Annotated in this window: 15 protein-coding genes and 4 tRNA genes; 16 read left to right on the top strand and 3 right to left on the bottom strand. The window is 39.3% G+C overall.

The genetic code is table 11. The features are described from left to right. Window positions 1–248 precede the first annotated feature (248 nt). Window positions 249–1,106, top strand: a complete 858-nt coding sequence (locus tag JL102_RS05460; protein WP_237390409.1) for a DMT family transporter — start codon at window positions 249–251, stop codon at window positions 1,104–1,106. 18 nt (window positions 1,107–1,124) lie between these two features. Further along, window positions 1,125–1,868 (top strand): YebC/PmpR family DNA-binding transcriptional regulator, encoded by a 744-nt coding sequence (locus JL102_RS05455; protein WP_202243230.1) that lies wholly within the window; start codon window positions 1,125–1,127, stop codon window positions 1,866–1,868. 128 nt (window positions 1,869–1,996) lie between these two features. On the opposite strand, the gene gap is transcribed toward JL102_RS05455, so the two are convergent. After that, window positions 1,997–2,986, bottom strand: coding sequence for a type I glyceraldehyde-3-phosphate dehydrogenase (gap, locus tag JL102_RS05450; protein ID WP_202243229.1), 990 nt, complete (start codon window positions 2,984–2,986; stop codon window positions 1,997–1,999). Between the two features lie 171 nt (window positions 2,987–3,157). On the opposite strand from gap, the gene JL102_RS05445 reads away from it, so the two are divergent. The 8 genes from JL102_RS05445 to JL102_RS05410 all read left to right on the top strand — a co-directional run bounded on the left by JL102_RS05445 (window position 3,158) and on the right by JL102_RS05410 (window position 6,641). Continuing rightward, window positions 3,158–3,229, top strand: a tRNA-Glu gene (locus JL102_RS05445). 70 nt (window positions 3,230–3,299) lie between these two features. After that, window positions 3,300–3,371 (top strand) — tRNA-Glu (locus tag JL102_RS05440). 70 nt (window positions 3,372–3,441) lie between these two features. Beyond that, window positions 3,442–3,513: transfer RNA gene (locus tag JL102_RS05435), tRNA-Glu, on the top strand. Between the two features lie 69 nt (window positions 3,514–3,582). Beyond that, window positions 3,583–3,654 (top strand) — tRNA-Glu (locus JL102_RS05430). 116 nt (window positions 3,655–3,770) lie between these two features. Next, complete coding sequence (gene greB, locus JL102_RS05425) at window positions 3,771–4,247, top strand: transcription elongation factor GreB (RefSeq protein ID WP_202243228.1); 477 nt, start codon at window positions 3,771–3,773, stop codon at window positions 4,245–4,247. 193 nt (window positions 4,248–4,440) lie between these two features. Then, window positions 4,441–5,169 (top strand): thioesterase II family protein, encoded by a 729-nt coding sequence (locus JL102_RS05420; protein WP_202243227.1) that lies wholly within the window; start codon window positions 4,441–4,443, stop codon window positions 5,167–5,169. Between the two features lie 281 nt (window positions 5,170–5,450). Further along, a complete protein-coding gene (locus tag JL102_RS05415) occupies window positions 5,451–5,993 on the top strand; it encodes a hypothetical protein (protein ID WP_202243226.1) in 543 nt (180 codons plus the stop codon). After that, a complete protein-coding gene (locus JL102_RS05410) occupies window positions 5,994–6,641 on the top strand; it encodes a hypothetical protein (RefSeq protein WP_202243225.1) in 648 nt (215 codons plus the stop codon). 91 nt (window positions 6,642–6,732) lie between these two features. Here JL102_RS05410 and JL102_RS05405 read toward each other — a convergent pair whose 3' ends face one another. Further along, window positions 6,733–10,458, bottom strand: a complete 3,726-nt coding sequence (locus tag JL102_RS05405; protein WP_202243224.1) for an AAA family ATPase — start codon at window positions 10,456–10,458, stop codon at window positions 6,733–6,735. Continuing rightward, window positions 10,455–11,699, bottom strand: coding sequence for an exonuclease SbcCD subunit D (locus JL102_RS05400; RefSeq protein ID WP_202243223.1), 1,245 nt, complete (start codon window positions 11,697–11,699; stop codon window positions 10,455–10,457). The genes JL102_RS05405 and JL102_RS05400 overlap by 4 nt, the downstream gene beginning before the upstream one ends. Before the next feature lie 632 nt (window positions 11,700–12,331). Here JL102_RS05400 and JL102_RS05395 point away from each other — a divergent pair. The 6 genes from JL102_RS05395 to JL102_RS05365 all read left to right on the top strand — a co-directional run bounded on the left by JL102_RS05395 (window position 12,332) and on the right by JL102_RS05365 (window position 21,025). Beyond that, the gene (locus JL102_RS05395; RefSeq protein WP_202243222.1) at window positions 12,332–12,577 is read left to right on the top strand and encodes a hypothetical protein; all 246 of its coding nucleotides are present in this window, start codon (window positions 12,332–12,334) and stop codon (window positions 12,575–12,577) included. Window positions 12,578–13,230: 653 nt separating this feature from the next. After that, the gene (locus JL102_RS05390) at window positions 13,231–16,101 is read left to right on the top strand and encodes a rhamnogalacturonan lyase family protein (protein ID WP_202243221.1); all 2,871 of its coding nucleotides are present in this window, start codon (window positions 13,231–13,233) and stop codon (window positions 16,099–16,101) included. A 707-nt stretch (window positions 16,102–16,808) separates the two neighbouring features. Continuing rightward, a complete protein-coding gene (locus JL102_RS05385) occupies window positions 16,809–18,428 on the top strand; it encodes an alpha-L-fucosidase (RefSeq protein ID WP_202243220.1) in 1,620 nt (539 codons plus the stop codon). Window positions 18,429–18,860: 432 nt separating this feature from the next. Then, entirely contained in the window at window positions 18,861–19,214 is a 354-nt protein-coding gene (locus JL102_RS05380) for a putative quinol monooxygenase (protein WP_202243219.1), read from the top strand. Between the two features lie 274 nt (window positions 19,215–19,488). Further along, window positions 19,489–19,644, top strand: a complete 156-nt coding sequence (locus JL102_RS24215) for a DUF3024 domain-containing protein (RefSeq protein ID WP_202243218.1) — start codon at window positions 19,489–19,491, stop codon at window positions 19,642–19,644. Window positions 19,645–20,080: 436 nt separating this feature from the next. Beyond that, on the top strand, window positions 20,081–21,025 hold the full coding sequence (locus JL102_RS05365) for an alpha/beta hydrolase (protein WP_202243216.1): 945 nt from the start codon (window positions 20,081–20,083) through the stop codon (window positions 21,023–21,025). The last annotated feature ends 68 nt before the right edge of the window (window positions 21,026–21,093 follow it).

The following is a 21,093-nucleotide window of genomic DNA, read 5'->3' as shown; positions in this document are numbered from 1 at the left end:
AAAAGCGATTTTTCGTAAACGAAGATTATGCTTTTTGAGAAATTTCCGAAATGTTAGTTCAATAAAAGTTGTGTGCTGAGCTGAAAGGATTGATAATGAGTTGAATAGTCAACCGGTTATTTTGATGCAATCGGATCTTAGAATTAAGATTGTTGATGAGAAATGTCATTTTTCATCTTTTGCTGACGAGTTTCTGAGTATCGGTAAAAGAATTTTCCTTTTTAAAGCTTTTCATGGTTCTTTGCAGTATGTTATCGAAAGGAGTTATTTACATGTTGGTGGCGGGATTTTTCTTTGCTGCAATGAATGTTTTTGTGAAGTTGGTGCCAGATATTCCTGCCGTGGAAGTGGTACTTTTTAGGTCTCTGGTCTCTTTTATTTTGAGTTTTGTTATCTTAAAATCGGCCGGGGTAAACCTGTGGGGAAAAAATAAACCTGTCTTGTTGGCCAGAGGAGCGGCAGGAGCAGTGGCTTTGGTGCTTTACTTTGAAGTAATTCAGGCCATACCTTTAGCTACAGCGGTTACTATTCAGTTTTTATCACCTATTTTCACTTCTATATTAGGGATATTTATAGTAAAAGAAAAGGTGAAGCCTTTGCAGTGGCTTTTCTTTTTAATTGCTTTTGCAGGAATTTTAATGATAGAAGGCTTTGATGATCGGTTCACTCCTTGGTATTTGCTGCTGGGCTTAGTGGCTGCTTTCTTTGCAGGATTAGCCTATAATTTCATTAGAAAGTTAAACACTTCGGAGCACCCTCTGGTTATTGTGTTCTACTTCCCTCTTGTAACTATGCCTGTTACGGGAGCTTATTCTGCTTTTGAATGGGTGCAGCCTCAAGGTTGGGAGTGGGGGATTCTGATCACGATAGGTGTGCTTACTCAGATAGCTCAGTATTTCATGACTAAGTCATATCAGCTAGAGGAATTGTCTAAGGTTTCTAGCTTACAATATCTCAATGTTATATATGCAGTGGCTTTTGGCTGGTTTATTTTTCATGAAACATTTAATTTTATGACCTATTTAGGCATGGCTGTAGTGATTACTGGTGTAGTGCTTAATGTTTGGTATAAACATCAGACTACAGTAAAAAAACAGATAAGTTAATTAAAAAAAGATTTCTATATGTCAGGACATAGTAAGTGGTCGACCATAAAAAGAAAAAAAGGAGCGCTAGACGCTAAGCGTGGTAAGATATTTACAAAACTGCTAAAAGAGATTTCTGTAGCTGTTAAAGAGGGCGGAAGTGAACCCGATGGTAATCCTAGATTGCGGCTGGCTATTCAGAATGCTAAAGGGCAGAATGTGCCTAAGGATAACATTGAGCGAGCTATAAGCAAAGGAGCAGGTACTGATGCAGCTGATTATACAGAGCTTACTTATGAGGGATACGCCCCTCATGGTGTGGCGGTATTTGTAGAGTGTACTACCGATAATCTCAACCGAACGGTGGCCAGCGTAAGGTCTATTTTTTCTAAGTACGGAGGAAGCCTTGGTGTAAATGGTTCTGTTGATTATATGTTTGACAGGAAGGGTGTTTTTGATGTGAAAAGAATAGAGTCAATGAATCAGGATGAGCTTACTCTGGAGTTGATAGATGGTGGTGCAGAGGAGTTAGAGTTTGGAGATGAATATGTGCATATGACTACTGCTATGGAAGATTTTGGTAACATGCAGAGCAAGTTGGATGAGCTGGGGCTGGAAGCTGAGTCTGCAGAACTGCAAAGAATACCTACTACTACAGTAGATCTTGAAGATGAAGAATTTGCCTCTGTAATGAAGTTAATAGATGCGCTGGAGGATGATGATGACGTGCAAAAGGTGTATCATAACCTGGAGGCTACAGAAGAGCAAATGGCTTCGTTATAGGTCACAATGAAGTAATAATAGTAAAGGAGCTGAAAGGCTTCTTTTTTGTTTTAGAATGTGATAGCGTAAGTTAAGTGAATAAAAAAAGAGGCCATTAAGGCCTCTTTTTTTACGGGTTGTATATAAAATTATTTAGACAACTTTACGATAAGATCAGCTACACGGTTAGAGTAACCAGCTTCGTTATCATACCAAGAAACAACTTTTACTAAGTTGCCATTAACAGATGTCATTTGAGAATCAAAGATAGAAGAATGAGGGTTTCCTACTATATCAGAAGAAACGATAGGATCTTCAGTATATTCAAGGATTCCTTTCATAGGGCCTTCAGCAGCTTCTTTCATAGCTGCATTAATTTCTTCTTTTGTAACTTCTTTGCTTACTACGCAAACAAGGTCAGTTAATGAACCAGTAGGAGTAGGTACTCTTACTGCGTTACCATCTAATTTACCTTTCAAGTCAGGAAGAACTAAACCTACAGCTTTAGCAGCACCAGTGGTGGTAGGTACTATGTTTATAGCAGCAGCTCTTGCTCTTCTTAAATCTTTGTGAGGTGCATCCTGTAAATTTTGATCTGCAGTATATGCGTGGATAGTAGTGATAAATCCTTTTTCTAAACCAAATTTATCATTAATTACTTTAGCTACAGGAGCTAAACAGTTAGTAGTACAAGAAGCATTAGAAAGAACTTCTTCGCTTCCAGTAATGATGTCATCATTAACACCTAAAACTACTGTAGGTATATTTCCTTTAGCAGGGGCAGAGATTACTACTTTCTTAGCACCAGCCTGAATGTGTTTTTTAGAACCTTCTTCGTCTACAAATCTACCAGTAGATTCAAGAACGATGTCAACACCTAAGTCTCCCCAAGGTAATTGTGCAGGATCTCTTTCAGCTAAAACCTTAATAGTTTTACCATCTATTATAAAGCCTTCGTCGTTAGTCTCAACTGTTCCGTTAAACTTGCCATGAATTGAATCATATTTCAATAAGTGAGCAAGCGTAGCGATGTCAGTAAGATCATTGATGGCTACAACTTCTATGTTGTCTTTTTGTAGTAATGATTTAAATGCCAGTCGGCCTATTCTACCAAAACCGTTGATTGCTACTTTAGTCATTATTTCGGGATTAAATTTATTGTTAATTAATGTGAGCAAAAATACACCACAGTGCAGCTAAAATCAACTAATCGAATGTTTAAAAAAAAATGAAAAAGAAGTGAAAAAAAATAATGAAATGTTTTGCGCTTTTGAAAATGATTTATAGATTTGCGCTCTCATTTATAAGATGGTCCGTTCGTCTAGGGGTTAGGACGCCAGGTTTTCATCCTGGTAACAGGGGTTCGATTCCCCTACGGACTACTAAACTTTGTAAATATCCGTAGTACAAGGTTTAAACGATGAAAGTTAGTTTGATATAATACGGATGCATGGTCCGTTCGTCTAGGGGTTAGGACGCCAGGTTTTCATCCTGGTAACAGGGGTTCGATTCCCCTACGGACTACTAAACTTTGTAAATATCCGTAGTACAAGGTTTAAACGATGAAAGTTAGTTTGATATAATACGGATGCATGGTCCGTTCGTCTAGGGGTTAGGACGCCAGGTTTTCATCCTGGTAACAGGGGTTCGATTCCCCTACGGACTACTAAACTTTGTAAATATCCGTAGTGCAAAGTTTAAAGATAAAAGTTAGTTAGAGATAATACGGATACATGGTCCGTTCGTCTAGGGGTTAGGACGCCAGGTTTTCATCCTGGTAACAGGGGTTCGATTCCCCTACGGACTACTAAAAGGAGTTAGCATTTGTTGACTCCTTTTTTTGTTTCACACCAGCCGAGATCCTATGAACTTTTTGAGGTGAAGCAATTTCTCTTATATCGCCAAGTGAAAGCTTAATGAACTATGAAGAGATCACAACTAATTACTCCTGAAGGACTAGAAAAGTTAAAAGCCGAATTAGACCACCTTTGGCGTGTAGAACGCCCCGAAACTACCAAGAAAGTCTCATGGGCGGCCAGCCTGGGAGATAGGTCTGAAAATGCAGATTACCATTACAATAAAAAAAGACTCAGAGAAATAGATAGGCGAGTCTTATATCTCCGTAAATGTATTGATGATTTTAAAGTGATCCATTATGATCCCCATCAAGAAGGTAAGGTGATGTTTGGTGCATGGGTGGAAATTGAGAATGATAAAGGCTTGAAAAAGCGACTTCGTATAGTGGGGTATGAAGAACTCATCGGCGCTAAAGATTACATATCAATGGATTCTCCCATGGCTCAGGCGTTACTCAATAAGCAGGTAGGTGACGAGGTAGTAGTAAATGCTGCTGCAGCTCAGTTTGTTTGGCGAATCAATAAGATTGAATATCAGAAGTAGGCTTAATTTCTCCATGCATTTAGTAATAGCTGTGGTAGGGTTTATCAGTATTTTGTAGCGTCTTTACTTTAAACTCTGCGTGAGTCAACTGTGAAAAACTGAAAATCTATTAGTTTTTGTAAAGTGTTGATGGAAATGGTTGGAGAGAAAGATAACACAACGTATTTTGCTCAAAACATCATCTACTGGACGCATGCGATCAATTAAGTTATTTTGTTTCCCTTATGCCGGAGGCTCGGCAGCTGTATATAAAAATTGGCAAAAACACTTATCTCCCAACATTGAAATAGTGCCAGTGGAGCTAAAGGGTAGGGGGAGGCGCATCAGTGAGCCGCTGTATAAGAATGTTGATGATTTAGTTGATGACTTATTTCCTTTGATTCAGAAGGAGTGTCAAAGGAATTACTATGCTTTTTTTGGGCACAGCATGGGAGCTATGATTGCTTATGAATTGTCTTTAAGGATAAATCAGAGTCCTGTGGCACTACCTATACGTTTATTTCTATCAGGAAGAGGAGCTCCTCATATCGCAAGCTCCAAGAATTATCACTTATTAGATGATGAGGCTTTCAAAGCTGAAATATTAAATTTGGGAGGTACTCCACCTGAGTTTTTTGAACACCAGGAATTGATTGACATTTTTTTGCCTGTTCTTAAAAATGACTTTAAGCTGGTAGAAACGTCTGGTAGAGAGGAGATTATGCCATTGAATGCTCCTATTACCAGTTTTTTTGGAGAAGATGAGGATTTAACTACAGAGCAAAAGGAGGGCTGGGAATATTATACGGAGAAGAAGTTTAAAAAATATGTTTACCAAGGGGGGCATTTTTTTATTAAAGAACATTATAAAACCATAATTGATATACTTAATAAGCAACTACAAGAAGATCTTGAATCCTTAAATAATTCAATGTGGTTATGAATCTTATGTATGGTCTGTGTATTACCTAGGTGAAACGGAGGCTCTTATTGGCTTGAGAGTACAGATTGAAAAGCCAGGGAAATAGGTCATTCATTTTACTTATTATCAATGTTCATCTGACACTAATAGAAAGTGGGTGAGGAATAAAAAATCATGCATTGCAGCACAAACCATAACTCCTTTTAATGTGGGTGTAAAAGAGGAAATAATTGTACAATAGCTTAAGTTATAGAGGTATAATCTGGCGTATTTATGTTGAGTTTTTCTAAAAGAAATGAGGAATGAAATGTATTCCTATTTACAAATTTTTGGCCTGTCTAATTATTGTTCTTCTTCATCAGCAAAATATCCTGATGGCTCAGAAGGCATCTTATGCTATTAAAGAGGAGAATATTCAACTTGCCAATAAAACGGTGGTAATTCCACAGATTTATAAGATTAATGAAGTTGATACCATAAAAATGAAGGCCTTAAATGATAAGGTTATTAGCAGATTTAACATCATTCATAATACTCCCAATAATGAAGCTGATTATGAGGAATTTGTAAACAATCTTGATTTTTTTGAAGATTCAGCTGGTTTTTTGGATGCTAATTTCGCATATAAAATTGAGGGTGATTTAGTTGAAATAAATATTGAAGGTAATTATGCTGATTTTCAAGGTAAGCCACTTTTTGAAATAGATTTAACCTACAATCAGGAGACATTTTATGTTGATTTAAAGAACAGCGAAATCTTGAATGCTTCAGGGTATAATGTTGAAATAAAGCTAAAGTATTTTTTCAATCCCAAAGCCTACCTCGAGCTGTTATCAAAGACTTGAATGCCGAAACTTAGGCAGGTGAAGCAAAAGTACCCGGATAATATTGAATATGAATATGCTTGTGAAGATTGCTCTTCATCAAATGCTTATTTATCTCTTTTCGATTACCAGTATAAATTTGAGAATGATAGCTTATTCTTTTACCTAAAGAGTGGCGAGTATTTTAGGGATTTGTGTTATCAAAATTTTTGTGCGCCACAGTTGAAAGTGGCTTACCCCTTGACGTCTGTGATTCCTTTATTTAAGAAAGATTTTGATTGGGAGAAATATAAAGATCTTGATAGAATATCTCAAATAGCATGGTATATGAGGTCTTTGGAAAATCCTGTAAAGAGATCAATACTAATTTCAGGAAGAATTGATGGTCAATACTCTTTTTTGATGACACTTGATCTGGAAGATGAAGATGAGATAAAGGGAGTCTATATGTATACATCCAATGGAAAATTTTTGGAATTAAAAGGGCATGGTATTGAGCCTAGAAATGTGGAGGTGTTTGAATATCTAAATGGTAAATCAACCGGGAAATTTAAGCTTAAATATGAAGGCACTTTAGAAAGTGCGTACGACATTAAAAGGTTTGAGTGGTATTCTGCGGATGGAAAAAAATCCTATAAAGTGGAGGTGGATGCTTTTGATATCTATTAAACCCTTTTTCTAAATACTTAGAATACTCAAAGGATCAGCTCAATATAGTGGTGAGCTGATCCTGAGTGCTTTTTGAGGTGTGTTTTATACATCATATCACCACTTTGCTTTTTCCGTTGCTCTCTTTTATTACACGTATTTCTACGGGAATGCGTTCTTTCATTTCTTCTACATGAGAAATTACCCCCACTTTCCGGCCTTGGTTATGTAGTCTTTCTAGGGCATCCATGGCTATATTAAGAGTGGTGGGATCAAGGGTGCCAAAACCTTCATCAATGAAGAGTGACTCTACTTTCATTTTGCTGGAAGAAATAGATGCTAAACCAAGAGCCAGAGCCAGCGACACCAGGAAAGACTCGCCGCCTGAAAGGCTATAAACAGTGCGATATTCGTCACCCATATCATGATCCAGCACTTGCAAGCCTAGCGTATCTGGTATTCGCTCTATACGGTAGCGAGGGGTAAGTTTTTTTAGGTGGACATTGGCGTGTTGCAATAGTACATCTAATGTGTATTCCTGGGCAATTTGACGGAATTTTTTGCCATCTGCAGAGCCGATCAAAGCGTTGAGTTTATCCCACTCGTCATATACCAAGCGTTTCTTTTCTATCTGCGCCAAAAGCCCGCCAATCCGCTGCTTGTTTTCCTGATCTTTTTGAAGTTCAAAAGCTATTTCGCTTATCCTGCTTTTTGACATTTCAAGCTCACCTTTCACTTCTTCTAATTCTATCAGCAGGTCTTCAAAATCAATAGAAGTATCTTGTGTAGCTTCATGGTCTGTGAGTTGCCGTTGTCGTTCATCTCTGGTGGCTTTGGCTTTATTTACAGCATCTGCCAGTTGCTGTAGAGTGGCCCGCTCATTACTGATCCAGTCAGTAGAAATTTTTAGCAGCTCATAAAGTGAATCCGAGGATAGAGTCGTTTCGTGCTGCTCATTGTATGTATGGCGCCATTGCTCCACCTGCTCAGATAGGTTGGATATCTCTTCAGTGAGTTTATCAATGGCTTCTTGGTTCTGCTCTGCCTTCGTTTGGTTGGCTACTAATCGAGATTGAATAGTTTCGTTTCTTTCTGTTAGTTCTTTTTTCTTATTCTCAGCATTAAGGCGATTCTCCTGCAAAGATTTGCGGATTTCAGCCACAGATTTTCCGTCAAAAAGAAGTTGCCGCTCTTGCGTTAATTGACTCAGTGTTTGCTTGGCTTCAATAAGTATATGATTGGCCTTTTTTTGTTCGGCACTCGCATGCTCTTCTTGAGTTTTGGCTTTTTCGTAAGCAGCCTGAAGGTTACTGAGGCTTTCTTTGGCCTCTGAGAGCTCTTCTTCTTTGTTTTCCCATTCCCGGGCAAACCCTTTCAGCTTATCAATGAAAGTCTCAGGATTAGCTTTCCAGTTTTCCATCCATTCGCTGTGTTCAAAAAATGGATTAAGGGATTTCTCCACATTGCTCAAATTACTTTCTAAACGGTCATGATCTTGGAGGTCTCGTTCAGAGTTTGATTTCAAAGTTTTTAGATCAAAGGCTGCCTCTTGCAAATTCTTTTCGGCCTCATTGAGTAACTCTCTTTGTTGCTCCAAGGCTTCTTTTTGCTTTTCTGCATCTAGGGCCAGCTTTCGTTGAGATTCCAGCCTTTGCTGTATCGACAGAAGGTTCTCATTTGAATTTTTTAATTCTTGTTGTAGCCAAGAGGTTCTTTCAGCGGCTGAAATATCTTCCGCTTCTGCAAATATGGCTTGTGCATTCCACTCTTTCTGGGCTTCTAGCTTTCTGGTAGAGATAATCTTCAGCTGCTCTTCAGTTTCTCTGAGGTTGCCTTCTAGTGTCTGAAGCTCTTTTACTAAGCTAGTTTTTTGCTGGAGTATATCCAGATACCGTTGCTCATTTTCTTGGTGACCTGTTTCTAGTGATTTTAGTATATTCTCTGCCGGCGAATATCCTTCGGCATAGGGGTGATGCCTGCTTCCGCAAACCGGACAAGGCTCATCTTCTTCCAGGTTTTCTCTCAGAGCTTCTACATTATTGGTGGACTCCAGTCTGGCACGATCCAGCATTTTTAAACTCGCTTTCTTGGTTGTCTCCGCTGCTTCAAGTTCTTGCTCAGATTGCTTTAATTGATTTTGAGATGTAGTACTTTTTTTCTTTAGTTCATTTGTTTGCCTGAGCAAGTGATCTTCTGACTCTTGAGATTCCTGAATTTTCCGCCAGCTATTCAGTCCTTCATTTAAAGCCTCCTTTCGTTGCTGTATCTTACTAGCCTGTTGCTCAATATCAGCCAAAGGATTTTCCTTTACTTGTGCATTGAGCTTTTTCCAATTTTCTTGTTGTCCTGATATCCCTTCTTGAAGCTCTTTACATTGAGCTTCTAGCTGCTGAACAACTCGTTCTCTTTGTTTAATATCCGCAGATACAGATTCTAGCTTTTCTTTAGTGATTTGGAGGTCATTCCAATGCTTCTCAGCATCATTTAATTTGGAAATGATCAAAGACTGATTGTCTGCAATGGGTTGGCGTGTAGCGTTGTTTTGCTGCCATTGCTCTGTTTTTTCAATTTGCTTCTTTGCTTTCTCCTGAGCTTCGCCAGACTGTTGTAAGGTATCATTGATTGTCTGAAATGTCTCTCTGGCTTGTTTTGCTTCTGCTTCAGTCTTTTGTTGGCGCTTACGAGCTTCCTCAAGTTGCGCATCCAATTTAGAAGCTTGGTCCAGCAAAGGCTCAGCTTCCTTAATATTCTTATCGGCCGTGCTGAGGGCCTGAGAGGCAGTTTCCTGTAATGACTTAATCGTATCGCTTTCTTCCTTCAGGGTCACCATCTCTTGTTTGAGCTTAGCAACGGTTGCTTGCTTTTCGCTGCTTTCTTTCTGCTTTTGCAGTAATGAGGAGGCTTCCGTTCTGATGGACTGTACGCTATCTAGTACAGTTAATTTTGTCTTTCTAGGCTCTGCCTCAGCCTCGCTTTGGCCGGCGAGTTCAAGCACTTTTTTTGATTCTTCCAGCTGATGTTTTAACTTCTTTAGCTGATCATGCCAATCTATAGCCTTCTGGTATTGGTTGGCTTGGTTCTCAAGTAGTTGAGCTTTTTGCTTTAGCTCTTTTCGTTCTTCTTCTCGTTCAGTAATTTCCAAATCGGTAAGGCTCTCTACGCCATCCGCTTTGAGCTGTAAGGTGTCTAGTTCAGACTTTACCGCTTTATGTTGTTCATAAATACCTACACTAATCTCTGAGTAAATCTGAGTACCTGTTAGCTTTTCAAGAAGAGAGGATTTGTCATCTTTATTGGCTTTTAGAAAAGCTGAGAAATCGCCTTGAGCCAGTAAAACAGATCGGGTAAACTGATCAAAATTTAATCCTATGGCTTGTTCAATTCTCTTCTGGGCTTCGGTCTTTTTGGAAGCAATGACTTTGCCTGTTTCTAAATTTTCCAATTGTAGGCTATCAGCTTGAATGGCACCCTCTGCCCGCTGACGAGCCCGTCGCACACTCCATGTAGCTCTGTATTTTCCTCCGTCTACTCCTTCAAAAGTGACCTTAGCAAATCCTTCCGCGGTACCATCGCGCAAAATGCCGCGCACATCACCCTGGTTGATTTTGGAGCCTCGAACGTCCTCTACTTCTATTCCAATCTCCTTGCCCTGTAGGTATCTGGGAGTTTTGCCATAGAGTGCCAGGCAGAGCGCGTCTAGTAGTGTAGACTTACCTGCTCCGGTAGGTCCGGTGATGGCGAAAATGCCTGCTGAGGCTAATGGCTCTTCGGTGAAATCTATATTAGTATAGCCATCAAGTGAGGCGAGGTTATTTATCTCGATGGAAAGGATTCTCATAATTCTTTTTGATCAATAAGATTAGCTACTGTTCTGAAATGTTTCTCCAAAGTTTCCGGTAATTCTGTTTGATAGCGTTTTTCATAATGCCTGGTGAAAATCTCTAATGGGCTTAGCGAATGCAGCACATCGGGAGACACGAGTTCTTCTCCTGCATCGGATTTTTGTTTCGGATATCGCACGTCTATCCTGGCTAAGCGTACGTATTTTCCATCCAGAACCTGCTCTATTTTGTGCCGAAGTGATGGCTCCGGGCCATCTAGCAATACACGAACTTGCAGATAAGGAGCCAGGTTCAGCTCGCGGCCATCGGTGTTTTCCAGCTTCATCAAAGCTTTTACTACGGCATCTAAAGGCTCATGCTTATCTGGTACACTTATTAAAGGAATGGTAACTGGCACCTCGATACGTGTTACCTCACTACTCAACCCATTTTGATCCATTTCAAAAACCAATACTTGGTGCTGATAACCGCGCTCACCAAATGACATAGGGATAGGACTGCCTGAATAACGAATTTCTGTGTGTCCTCCAATCTTTTGAGACTTATGAATATGTCCTAGAGCTACATAACTAATGTCTGCCGGAAATGCCGTTCCTGGTATGTACTCTACACCTCCCATGATCAAACGTTCACTCTTGTCAAGGTCTGTAATCTCTGCATTGAGTGCATGTAAATGGCCTAAGGCAATTATTGGTTCATTTTTATTCTTCTGATTGTTTACATGTTCAAAAGCTTCTTCGTACAGCGCACATACTCCATCTACATAGCTATTCTTACTGCCCTTTACTTCAGGGTAGTCGCCCATTCGCAAAAAAGGTATGGCTAGGCACCAGCCAAAAACACCTGTATTAGATTTTATAGGAATGGTAAGCGTGCCATAATCGATAGAGCCATCATCTTTACGAGGCATTACACCAATAATATGAATATTAGATGAGCTCAGTAATGGTTTGGGGGCTTCTAGTCGTGAAGCTGAGTCATGATTGCCAGCTGTCACTATCACCTGTAAATCCGGACAAGCTGCCGTGGCCTCATTCAGAAAAGTATAGAAAAGTCGGATCGCGGCCGCGGAAGGGTTGGCCTGATCAAAAATGTCTCCGCTGATCAGTAACACATCGATCTGCTCCGACTTAAGTGTTTGCACCAACCAGTTAAGGAACTGCATGTGCTCAAAATGTCGATCAAACTCATGAAAAAGTTGTCCTATATGCCAATCTGCGGTATGAAGAAATTTCATTAGAAAAACGTGCTTAATACAGAAGAAAAAGATTGTTTCAAAAGCTGTTACGAGCACCGCAAAATGATATCTACTTTGGTATCTCTATTTTGATACAACCTCCTTTTTATAAAAGAGTAAAGCTAAGAGAAATGTTGAAGAAATGAACCTGTTATAACTTGATTAGTGCACTCCTCTATTTGAAAGTGTGGATGAATGCGAATGGGTTGAAAAAGGAGATGTAGGTGCGTATTCACATTAGGCTGCCTGATAGTAGGCATAGGTTATTCTTTTACGCTGTGATTAGCCACTAGTTTATAAGGTTCGTATCAGTGAGATGGAAAATATGTTTTGGCTTATTTAGCGTATTCAAATCGGTAGTAATTATAGTTGAAGTGGTTCCCTTTATTGGTAACTTATTAATTATGGGATTGTCTCTATTTTCTAGAATAATCGCATTTGCTCTTTCTTTTGGCTCCATTGCAATAGCATAGATTTTCTACCGGCCAATTTTAGGCGTAATTCTTTTGCTCATTGGAGTGGGAGCGATAGTTTTACTACAAAAGCTTCTCAAAGAAAAATATCGCTAAATAATAGTTGATGAAATTATTATAATTCAATACATTAGAGATCATAAAAAAATAATTTCAATTATGGCTTACATGACAATAGAAGGTGTGAAATATGAAAAAGAGCTGATTGAATTAGCTCAAGCGCACACCACAGGAAAAGGAGAAGGTAAGATTTCAAAAGATGAAGTAAAGGACCTTTTTAAATCTGCAGAAGACGGTACTTCAGTTACAGACACAGAAAAGCGTACTTTAGAATACATTCGAAAGAATTTTGAGTTTACGGACGCTTCCGCTAAGTTGTTTGACGAAATGTATGAGAAAATTTAACGTCCTTAATTTTCCTAGATGTTAAAAAAGAGGCTAGCTTATCTCTTTGGTCAGCTGGTCTCTTATTAATTTAAAATAATCAATTTCAGAAGGTTATCATCCCTTTCTTTATTATTTGGTCCATTCTGATGATTCGATTTTTTGCCAGTCTATATTATAAAAAGCTAACCGCAGAGTCACCTTTAATAAAACCTGTGCAAGAAACTACAATCTCTATTCTATAAAATTATTAATAATTAGATTGGAACATTTTTTTGTCTAGACTACATCTTCCTAGCTAACCATCTTGTACTCTTACTGATATCAATGAGCTATGATATCCTCGCTTTACTTACCAAAGAAAAAACTGTACTAAATCCAGCTTCGAACTTATCTTAAGAAATTTGCCCAAATTTCTGATTTTGTTTTTTCTCAGAAAATTTCTGTAACTTATTGGTTAATTAGTATGAAAATCTATATAAATATTGAACCGCTTATTGAGAAATTTGAGTGCAAATATTTATTTAATAGGTTTTACTTAAGATATATGCTTGTAAATGAATGCAAATAAGACATTATTAAATGCAGGCATAAAAAGCGGGTATATAAATGTTATTGCTAATCAATAAATTTTAAGAAAATACTTTTTATTAATTCAACCTAAACCTAATCTTATGAAGCTTAAACTGTTCAATTTTATTGTACTGGTCGGGTTATTTCTGGCCAATGCAAACAACATCCATGCACAGCGGTACATGGAAAATTTAAATCGTGGTACGGTAGCCGTGCGGACCTCTTCCAACCAGGTATTGGTTAGTTGGCGTATTCTGGGTACTGAATATTCTCAAGGAGCCACCTATAATCTCTATCGGGGGTCAAGTCTGATTGCTTCTGGCCTTAATGTTTCTAATTACGTAGATGTCACCAGTGCTAACGCTACCTACCGTGTGGCAGCCGTAATTAATGGCTCTGAACAAGGGCTTTCTACACCCGTAAGTACTTTAACCAATCAGTATTTCAACATTCCGGTGCGGCCTATCAATGGTGGGTACTCTGCCTATAATATTAATGATGCTTCGGTAGGAGATCTGGATGGTGATGGTGACTACGAAATTGTTATTAAACGCCTTGCTAATGATGCCACGCCTTCCTCCACCAACTATCATTATCTGGAGGCTTACGAAATGGATGGCACCTTGCTATGGGCCATTAATTTAGGTCCTAATATCTGTAATCCGGTGGAGGTGAACTTCCTGGTTTATGATTTTGATAATGATGGTAGGGCAGAAGTGGCTACTCGTACTTCCGACGGAATGATTGACGGTACTGGCCGTAACATTGGCGATCGTGATGGAGATGGGCGCGTAAGCTACCGCTCTACTATGGTGCTCAATTCCAGCTATTATCGTGTAGATGGGCCTGATTACATTTCTATTTTTGATGGTCAAAGCGGTAGGGAGATAGATTGGGACTGGTATATTAACCGTGAGCCCATGGAGCAATGGGGCTTGCCAGGGATGAACGATTCTCAGTTAGGACACCGTGCCACCAAGTGCATGTGGGCCGTAGCGTACTTAGATGGTGTTAAACCCAGCTTTGTGATAAGTAGAGGTATTTACCATCGCATTAAAATGGAGGCTTGGGATTTTAGTAGTGGATCTCTAAGTAAGAAATGGGCTTGGGATAGTAACCCTAATGGTGGAGCCACAGCCTATACCGGACAAGGGTTTCATAACCTGGCGGCTGGTGATATTGACGGAGATGGTAGAGATGAGATTATTTATGGATCAATGGCGGTAAGTGAATACGGGCAGGGGATTTATTCAACAAGACATGGCCATGGTGATGCTGGCCATTTAGCCGATATCAATCCGAATTTTCCGGGTTTAGAATTTTTCAGTTGTCTGGAAGGAGCAAATGGTTCTAGTGTTCCGGGCTTGTCTCTAAGGAGTGCATCGAATGGATATATCCAATGGTCATTACCAGCTACCGGCGATATTGGGCGCTGTATGGCTGCGGATATTGATAAAAATCATTTTGGTATGGAAATTTGGGGTTCCGAAGGTTCAGGCGTATATAGCTGTACTGGTGCTCGTATTTCAAGCAATCAACCTACTTCAGCCGGAGGTGGACGTACATACAATTTTGGTGTTTGGTGGGATGGCGATGTTCAGCGAGAACTGTTAGACCGAATGGTGATAACCAAGTGGAATTCTTCTAGTCAGGGTACCGATAGGGTAGCTACCTTGTATAATGTTACTCCCATTACTGATAATAACGGAACCAAGTCTAATCCCTCTCTGATGGCCGATATTTTGGGTGACTGGCGGGAAGAGGTGATTTATCCCAGTTCAGACCAGACACACATGGTTGTTTTTGTTACGCCCCACAGTACTTCTCAAAGAATGTATACCCTGATGCACGACCCTAATTATAGGTCGGCCATTGCCTGGCAAAACAACTCGTATAATCAGCCTCCCAACCTTGGTTTTTATTTTGGAGGAGGCATGTCAACACCTCCCAATCCGAACATTGTGCTGGTGGGTAGAACCGAGCGAACCATGTCACTCAATGCCAGTGCAGGAAATGGTGCTGTCAACTTAAACTGGACTACCAATTTTACTCCTTCAAGTAGCATTCAGGTAATGCGTGATACAGACCCTGATCCTGCAGGAAGAGTTAGAGTTGGCATTGTATGGGGAGATAATTCTTATACAGATACAGATGTTAGCAATGGTACTACCTATTATTACTGGCTGAAAACATATGATGAGTCTGGTAATGAGATTTCAGTAGGGCCTAAATCAGCTACACCGTTTGCAGGAGGTGTTGCCAATGGTACTTATGCTATTATTTCTAAAAGCAGTGGCAAGGCCATGGATGTATATGATTGGTCTACTTCGGCAGGAGGCAATATCTCTCAGTGGGAATACTGGGAAGGTGCTTGTCAGTTTTTTAACCTGGCAAAACAGACCGATGGCTATTACACTATAGTTTCAGATTATAGTGGCCTTAGTCTGGAAATAGCTGATGCATCTACCGAAAACGGAGGTAACTTACAGCAGTGGTATAATAACGGACATCCCTGTCAGTCATTTCAATTCCAGCTAATGAGTGATGGCTACTACAAAATCATCAATAAAAATAGCGGAATGTGTCTTGATTTGGCCGGATCCGATACTCAAAATGGAGCGAACATAGCGCAATGGACCTGTCATGATAATGATAATCAGCGTTGGGAATTGATTCCTGTGAGTTCCAACCAAAGTGCCAGAACAGCGGCCTTCAGTAAAAATAATGAGAAGGCAGCAGGCTTTATGCTTTATCCTAATCCGTCCAATAACGGTCATTTTATTATCCAGGCAGGTGATTCGAACCATAAAATTCAATCAGTTGAGGTATACAATATGCTTGGCGAGTTGGTGTACCACATCCAAGCAGATGATGAGCCTATTTCAGTTAATACCCAACTGCCAAAAGGAAGCTACATTATAACCATTAACGATGGCAATGCAATAGTTAACGAAAAGCTGATTGTGGAATAAGACTTGTTTTAAATATAAGCAGATAAATTGTATTTGAGAATGAAAGAAAACGCCGGAGGTGCTACCTCCGGCGTTTTGTATATCTGGCTTTATGTGAATTTAGAGTCATACTCTCTATCTGATCTACAAAATTTTATTGTAAGCAAATTAGCTAAATGAAGTAAATCAACCTGTAAAGTGATTGCTATAAATAAAAAGTACGTTTTGTGGCAAGGGCCTAATGCAGGGGGCTGTAGTGAAGTTTGTTTTGAATTCACTGGAAAATTTGATTCGCTTAATTTTGAAGAAAGTGAAGATATGGTTCAACATAATTTACATGAATTGATAAATGACTCAAATCGCAGCCTTATCGATTTAATGACTAATGTGAATAGCATAGAATCAAACACCATTCCACAGCCGTTAATACGGTATCTCTAATGTTTAGGAGAAACTGAAATCATGGAGGGTGTATTTGGTGTCGAATAGCGATAATGATGATAATCACCATGAATAAGGCGTTCATTTCTGTGAATACACGTTTGACTTAAAAAACACTCTGGTTTAGCAGAAAACTTGATGTTATACCTATCATTTCTTAGCTCAGCTTTAAAACGCTAAAACGGTCATTTTACAAAACCTTTAGTTGCAGGTGGTGGAGAGTCTTTACTAATGTATATTAGTAGCTAAAACTATATTAAATCAAACTATTACTAAATGAATAGAGGATGAAAATGAGAGGTTTTATAGTCTTTGTATGTATTGTTTTAACGATTTCATGTAAAGATAATCCAAAAGAAAAAATGCAGACAGGAGGCTTTGAGCCTAACTGGAATTCTTTAAAGCAGTATGAGATACCAGAATGGTTTCGCGACGCCAAATTTGGTATCTGGGCACATTGGGGCCCTCAGTGTCAACCAGAGGCGGGTGATTGGTATGCCAGGCACATGTATTCTGAAGGACATTGGCAAAATAAATTCCATTTGGAACACTACGGACATCCGTCCGAATTTGGTTTTAAAGATGTTATCAATGAATGGAAAGCAGAGAAATGGGATCCTGAAGAATTAGTTGCTTTATATAAAAGGGCCGGAGCAAAGTATTTCTTTGCTATGGGGAATCATCATGATAATCTGGATATGTGGGATAGTAAGCATCAAGAATGGAATTCTGTGGCGGTGGGTCCTAAAAAAGATATATTGGCAGGATGGGCTCAAGCTGCCCGAAATAATGATCTACCCTTTGGTGTAAGCATACACTCTGCACATGCTTGGAGATGGTACGAATCATCAAAATTGACTGACAAAGAAGGTGAGTATGCGGGCGTTCCGTATGATGGTAATTTAACAAAAGCCGATGGTAAGGGTAAATGGTGGGAAGGACTAGATCCTCAAAATCTTTATGCTCAAAATCATCCTTTAAGTAAGAATAGCGAAGATTTAAGCAGCATTCATAATCAATGGGATTGGGAAAACGGAGCTACTGTTCCGTCAGAGGAGTATGCCTTAAACTTTTATAACCGTACGGTGGATATGATTAACCAGTTTAAGCCCGATTTGATTTATTTCGATGACACGGGACTGCCTTTATGGCCTGTAAGTAACGTAGGATTAGAAGTAGCGGCGCACTTTTATAATACCAATATGCAGCAGAATAATGGTAAACTGGAAGCTGTTCTTTTTGGTAAAATACTTACAGATGATCAAAAAGAGTGCATGGTTTGGGATGTTGAGCGTGGTGCCCCTGATACTATTCAGGAAAAACCATGGCAATCTTGTACTTGTATTGGAGGCTGGCATTATGATCGTGGGCTGTATGATAGAGATGAATACAAGTCGGCCAAAACCGTAATGCAGATTTTGGTAGATATTGTGAGTAAAAATGGTAATCTTTTGTTGAATGTTCCGGTTCGTGGTGACGGTTCTATTGATGAAAAAGAATTGAAAATAGTGGAAAATATCACCAAATGGATGGATATTAATAGTGAGAGTATTTTTGAAACTCGCCCTTGGCAGGTGTATGGTGAGGGACCAAAAGCAGAAAATGCCAACCCAATTAATGCTCAAGGCTTCAATGAAAATAAAGGAGCGCCATACACTTCTGCAGATATCAGGTTTACCACAAAAGGAGATGTTCTTTATGCTGTGGTTATGGAATTACCTGAGCAAGGGCAGCGTGTAGTTGTTAAATCCTTGTCGAAAACAAGCCAATATTATAAAGAAAGTTATGATGAAGTTGAGATGCTGGGAGGTGAGGTTGCTTCATATGAGTTTGGTAATGAAGGATTAACCATTACACTTCCTGATAATAAAGATTTAGTGGCTCCTGTTGTATTTAAAATTCAATAAGATCAATATCTTGGGGAATGGATAAGTGTGAAAGGCCTCATAATTTTCTAAACATTTTACTGCATTAAATAGCAGAATAAATATGAATGTGCATAATTGAGGCGCATCGTGACTCTAATGGAGCCAGGGTGTGCCTTTAATAATGTAGCTTTTGCTTGTTAAGACCTATCTCAATTTAATGATATAAATCAGTCTACCTGATCAAGCAATATTATCAAATGATATATCTCAATCTACCAAAGTGTTCTGATATTTAGGCATATAATTGTAGTTCCGAGCTAAGAAAGCGTACGGCTGCCATGGCCTGAAATGGAAGCTGTAGCCATACTGAATTTATATGATAGGATATAAATTGATTATTTGTTTATTTATTATACAAAATGCTGTTTTATTACGTTAAACCCAAATTGAAAAGCAATTAAAGGCAATACTATGAAAACTATACACGTTTCTGCAAAAATTAAGATACAACCAGGTAAGTCTGAAGAATTTAAAGAGATTTCTAGAAAATGCGTTGACCTTGTAAAGGAAAAAGATCAAGGCACTTTGGCGTACGACTGGTTTTTTAGCGATGATGAAACTGAATGCGAAGTGCGTGAATCTTACACAGATTCAAATGCGATGATGGAGCATATGAGGAACTTACAAGATGAGCTAGGAGGTCTTTTCGCTTTAGGTCATGATCTGGAGTTGGTATTTTACGGAGACCTCTCAGAGCAAGTGAGGGAAGCGATTGCCCCATTTAACCCAAAAATTTATGGCTATGGATTTAGCCTTAATTCATAGTTAAAGGAATTAACAAAAGTGAAATAGTATTCCGTTGGTTTGAAGGAAATCACACACCATTTAATAGGCCGCTCTGACTTAAATTGAGTCAGAGTGGGCTATCAAGCCACCCGTCTTATGATTCTCGCATATTTCTCTGAAGCTCGGTTTGTTCAGTCCCTGAGTTAAGCTGTGGGGGAGGGGGTTTTGGAGAAGGCTGTGGGCTTACCCATCAGGGTTTTCTACCCTAACTTGTTCTGCGCCATCATGTAGGTTTTTTTAGCCTCTCGAACACATGAGGCATGAGTTGGACTTGCATTACAAAATCGAGAATCAGAGTATCATCATTTTTGAGATTCGTGCAAATTCGATGAATAAAGAAGATAAAATTGAAAGTGATGTTGCTAAAGCCTCTTGGGTGAAAGAACAAAATATCTGGAAAATTTATTGATGCGATCAGATCTTAAATGGCATGGTTATGATCCCAAGTCTGCTGTTAAGACCATCCAGGAATTTTTGAAAAAGTAGATGAAGGTGCCTTTGGATGCTTTTGGGGCTAAAGAGTCATGTATAAATTCCGCTCATCCAGGTCTACTTCACTCAATCAACATATAAACTGAATGGAAAATGTAGCCTCAGGCTACGAACGCGCACTGCATTTATAAGCATCTAGTATGCAAAATGAAACCCTCCTTCTTCATGGTTTAAGCCCTTCAGTCACCTCTAATTCTCCGTGTCACTATTCTCTTTATTTTGTGATATTCCTATAAAAAATGATTAACTATTCATGTATATTTGATAAGTAAGTTATTATGGAAATAATAAAGATAATTTCATTATAACGCTGCATTCTAAACCACAATATCAACTTATCAAATCCCTTGATTATGTACTACTATTTAAAAAATCTGGTAAAAATCTCAGTTTTGAGTTTTTTGCTATTTGGAGTTCAAGCTACAATGGCGCAAGATGGAACCATCTATGCATTGAAAAATCCTGAAGAGCCCAATGCTATTCCGCTAAAAACCGGAGGAGTGGACAAGCAGCCGGCATCAGAAACCTGGTTTCGTCAATGGGGCGATCCCATGGCCAGAAATATCACAGCTGCTACGCTTACGCCCTTCTTGGCTGACCCTGAAAAGGCAACAGGAGCTACTGTTATAGTGGCACCAGGGGGTGGTTTCAGGTGGTTATCTATGGGTAACGAAGGATGGGAGGTAGCAGAGGCCCTTGCCGAACAGGGAATTAATGCTTTTGTGCTTAAATACCGCTTACATCCTACACCAAAATCTCTTGATGACTTTACGGCATGGATGAACCATGCTTTTGATCCACCGGCTGATGATGCGAAAGAGAGTGATTCGGCACGTCCTGGTTTACCGTTAGACTTATCTAACCAACTAGAAGATGCTGAGGCAGCCTATGCTATGATAGTGAAAAGGGCTAAAGAGTGGGGAGTTGATACTAAAAGGATAGGCATGATGGGCTTTTCTGCCGGTGCAGGCCTCACTATGCATTCCACACTCAACTCCAAGACCATGGATTTAGCCTTTATCGCGCCTATATATGGTGGTATGGCGGCTGTTGAAGTGCCTAAAGATGCTCCGGCTATGTTCAATGTTATAGCTACTGATGATTTTCTGTTTATGGGGCAGTTTGGAGTAATAGACTCCTGGTACAAAGCCGGCATACCGGTTGAGTTTCATCTTTATCAAAATGGAGGACATGGTTTTGGCCTGGGAAACCCAGATAAAACCAGTAACCGTTGGTTTGATGCATTTATGTATTGGTTAGAGGTGAATGATTTTCATAAGTCTAAGTCTGGAATGTAAGTCTGGATGTTACAAACTATTTAATAAACCAAAGGCAGGCATTAAGTTGATCTCGTCAATAATGCGCC

The organism is Fulvivirga sediminis (genome assembly GCF_016757215.1).
GTDB classification, from domain to species: Bacteria; Bacteroidota; Bacteroidia; order Cytophagales; family Cyclobacteriaceae; genus Fulvivirga; species Fulvivirga sediminis.
Note: the sequence above shows the minus strand (reverse complement) of the source record. Positions and strands in the feature narration are given on the sequence as shown.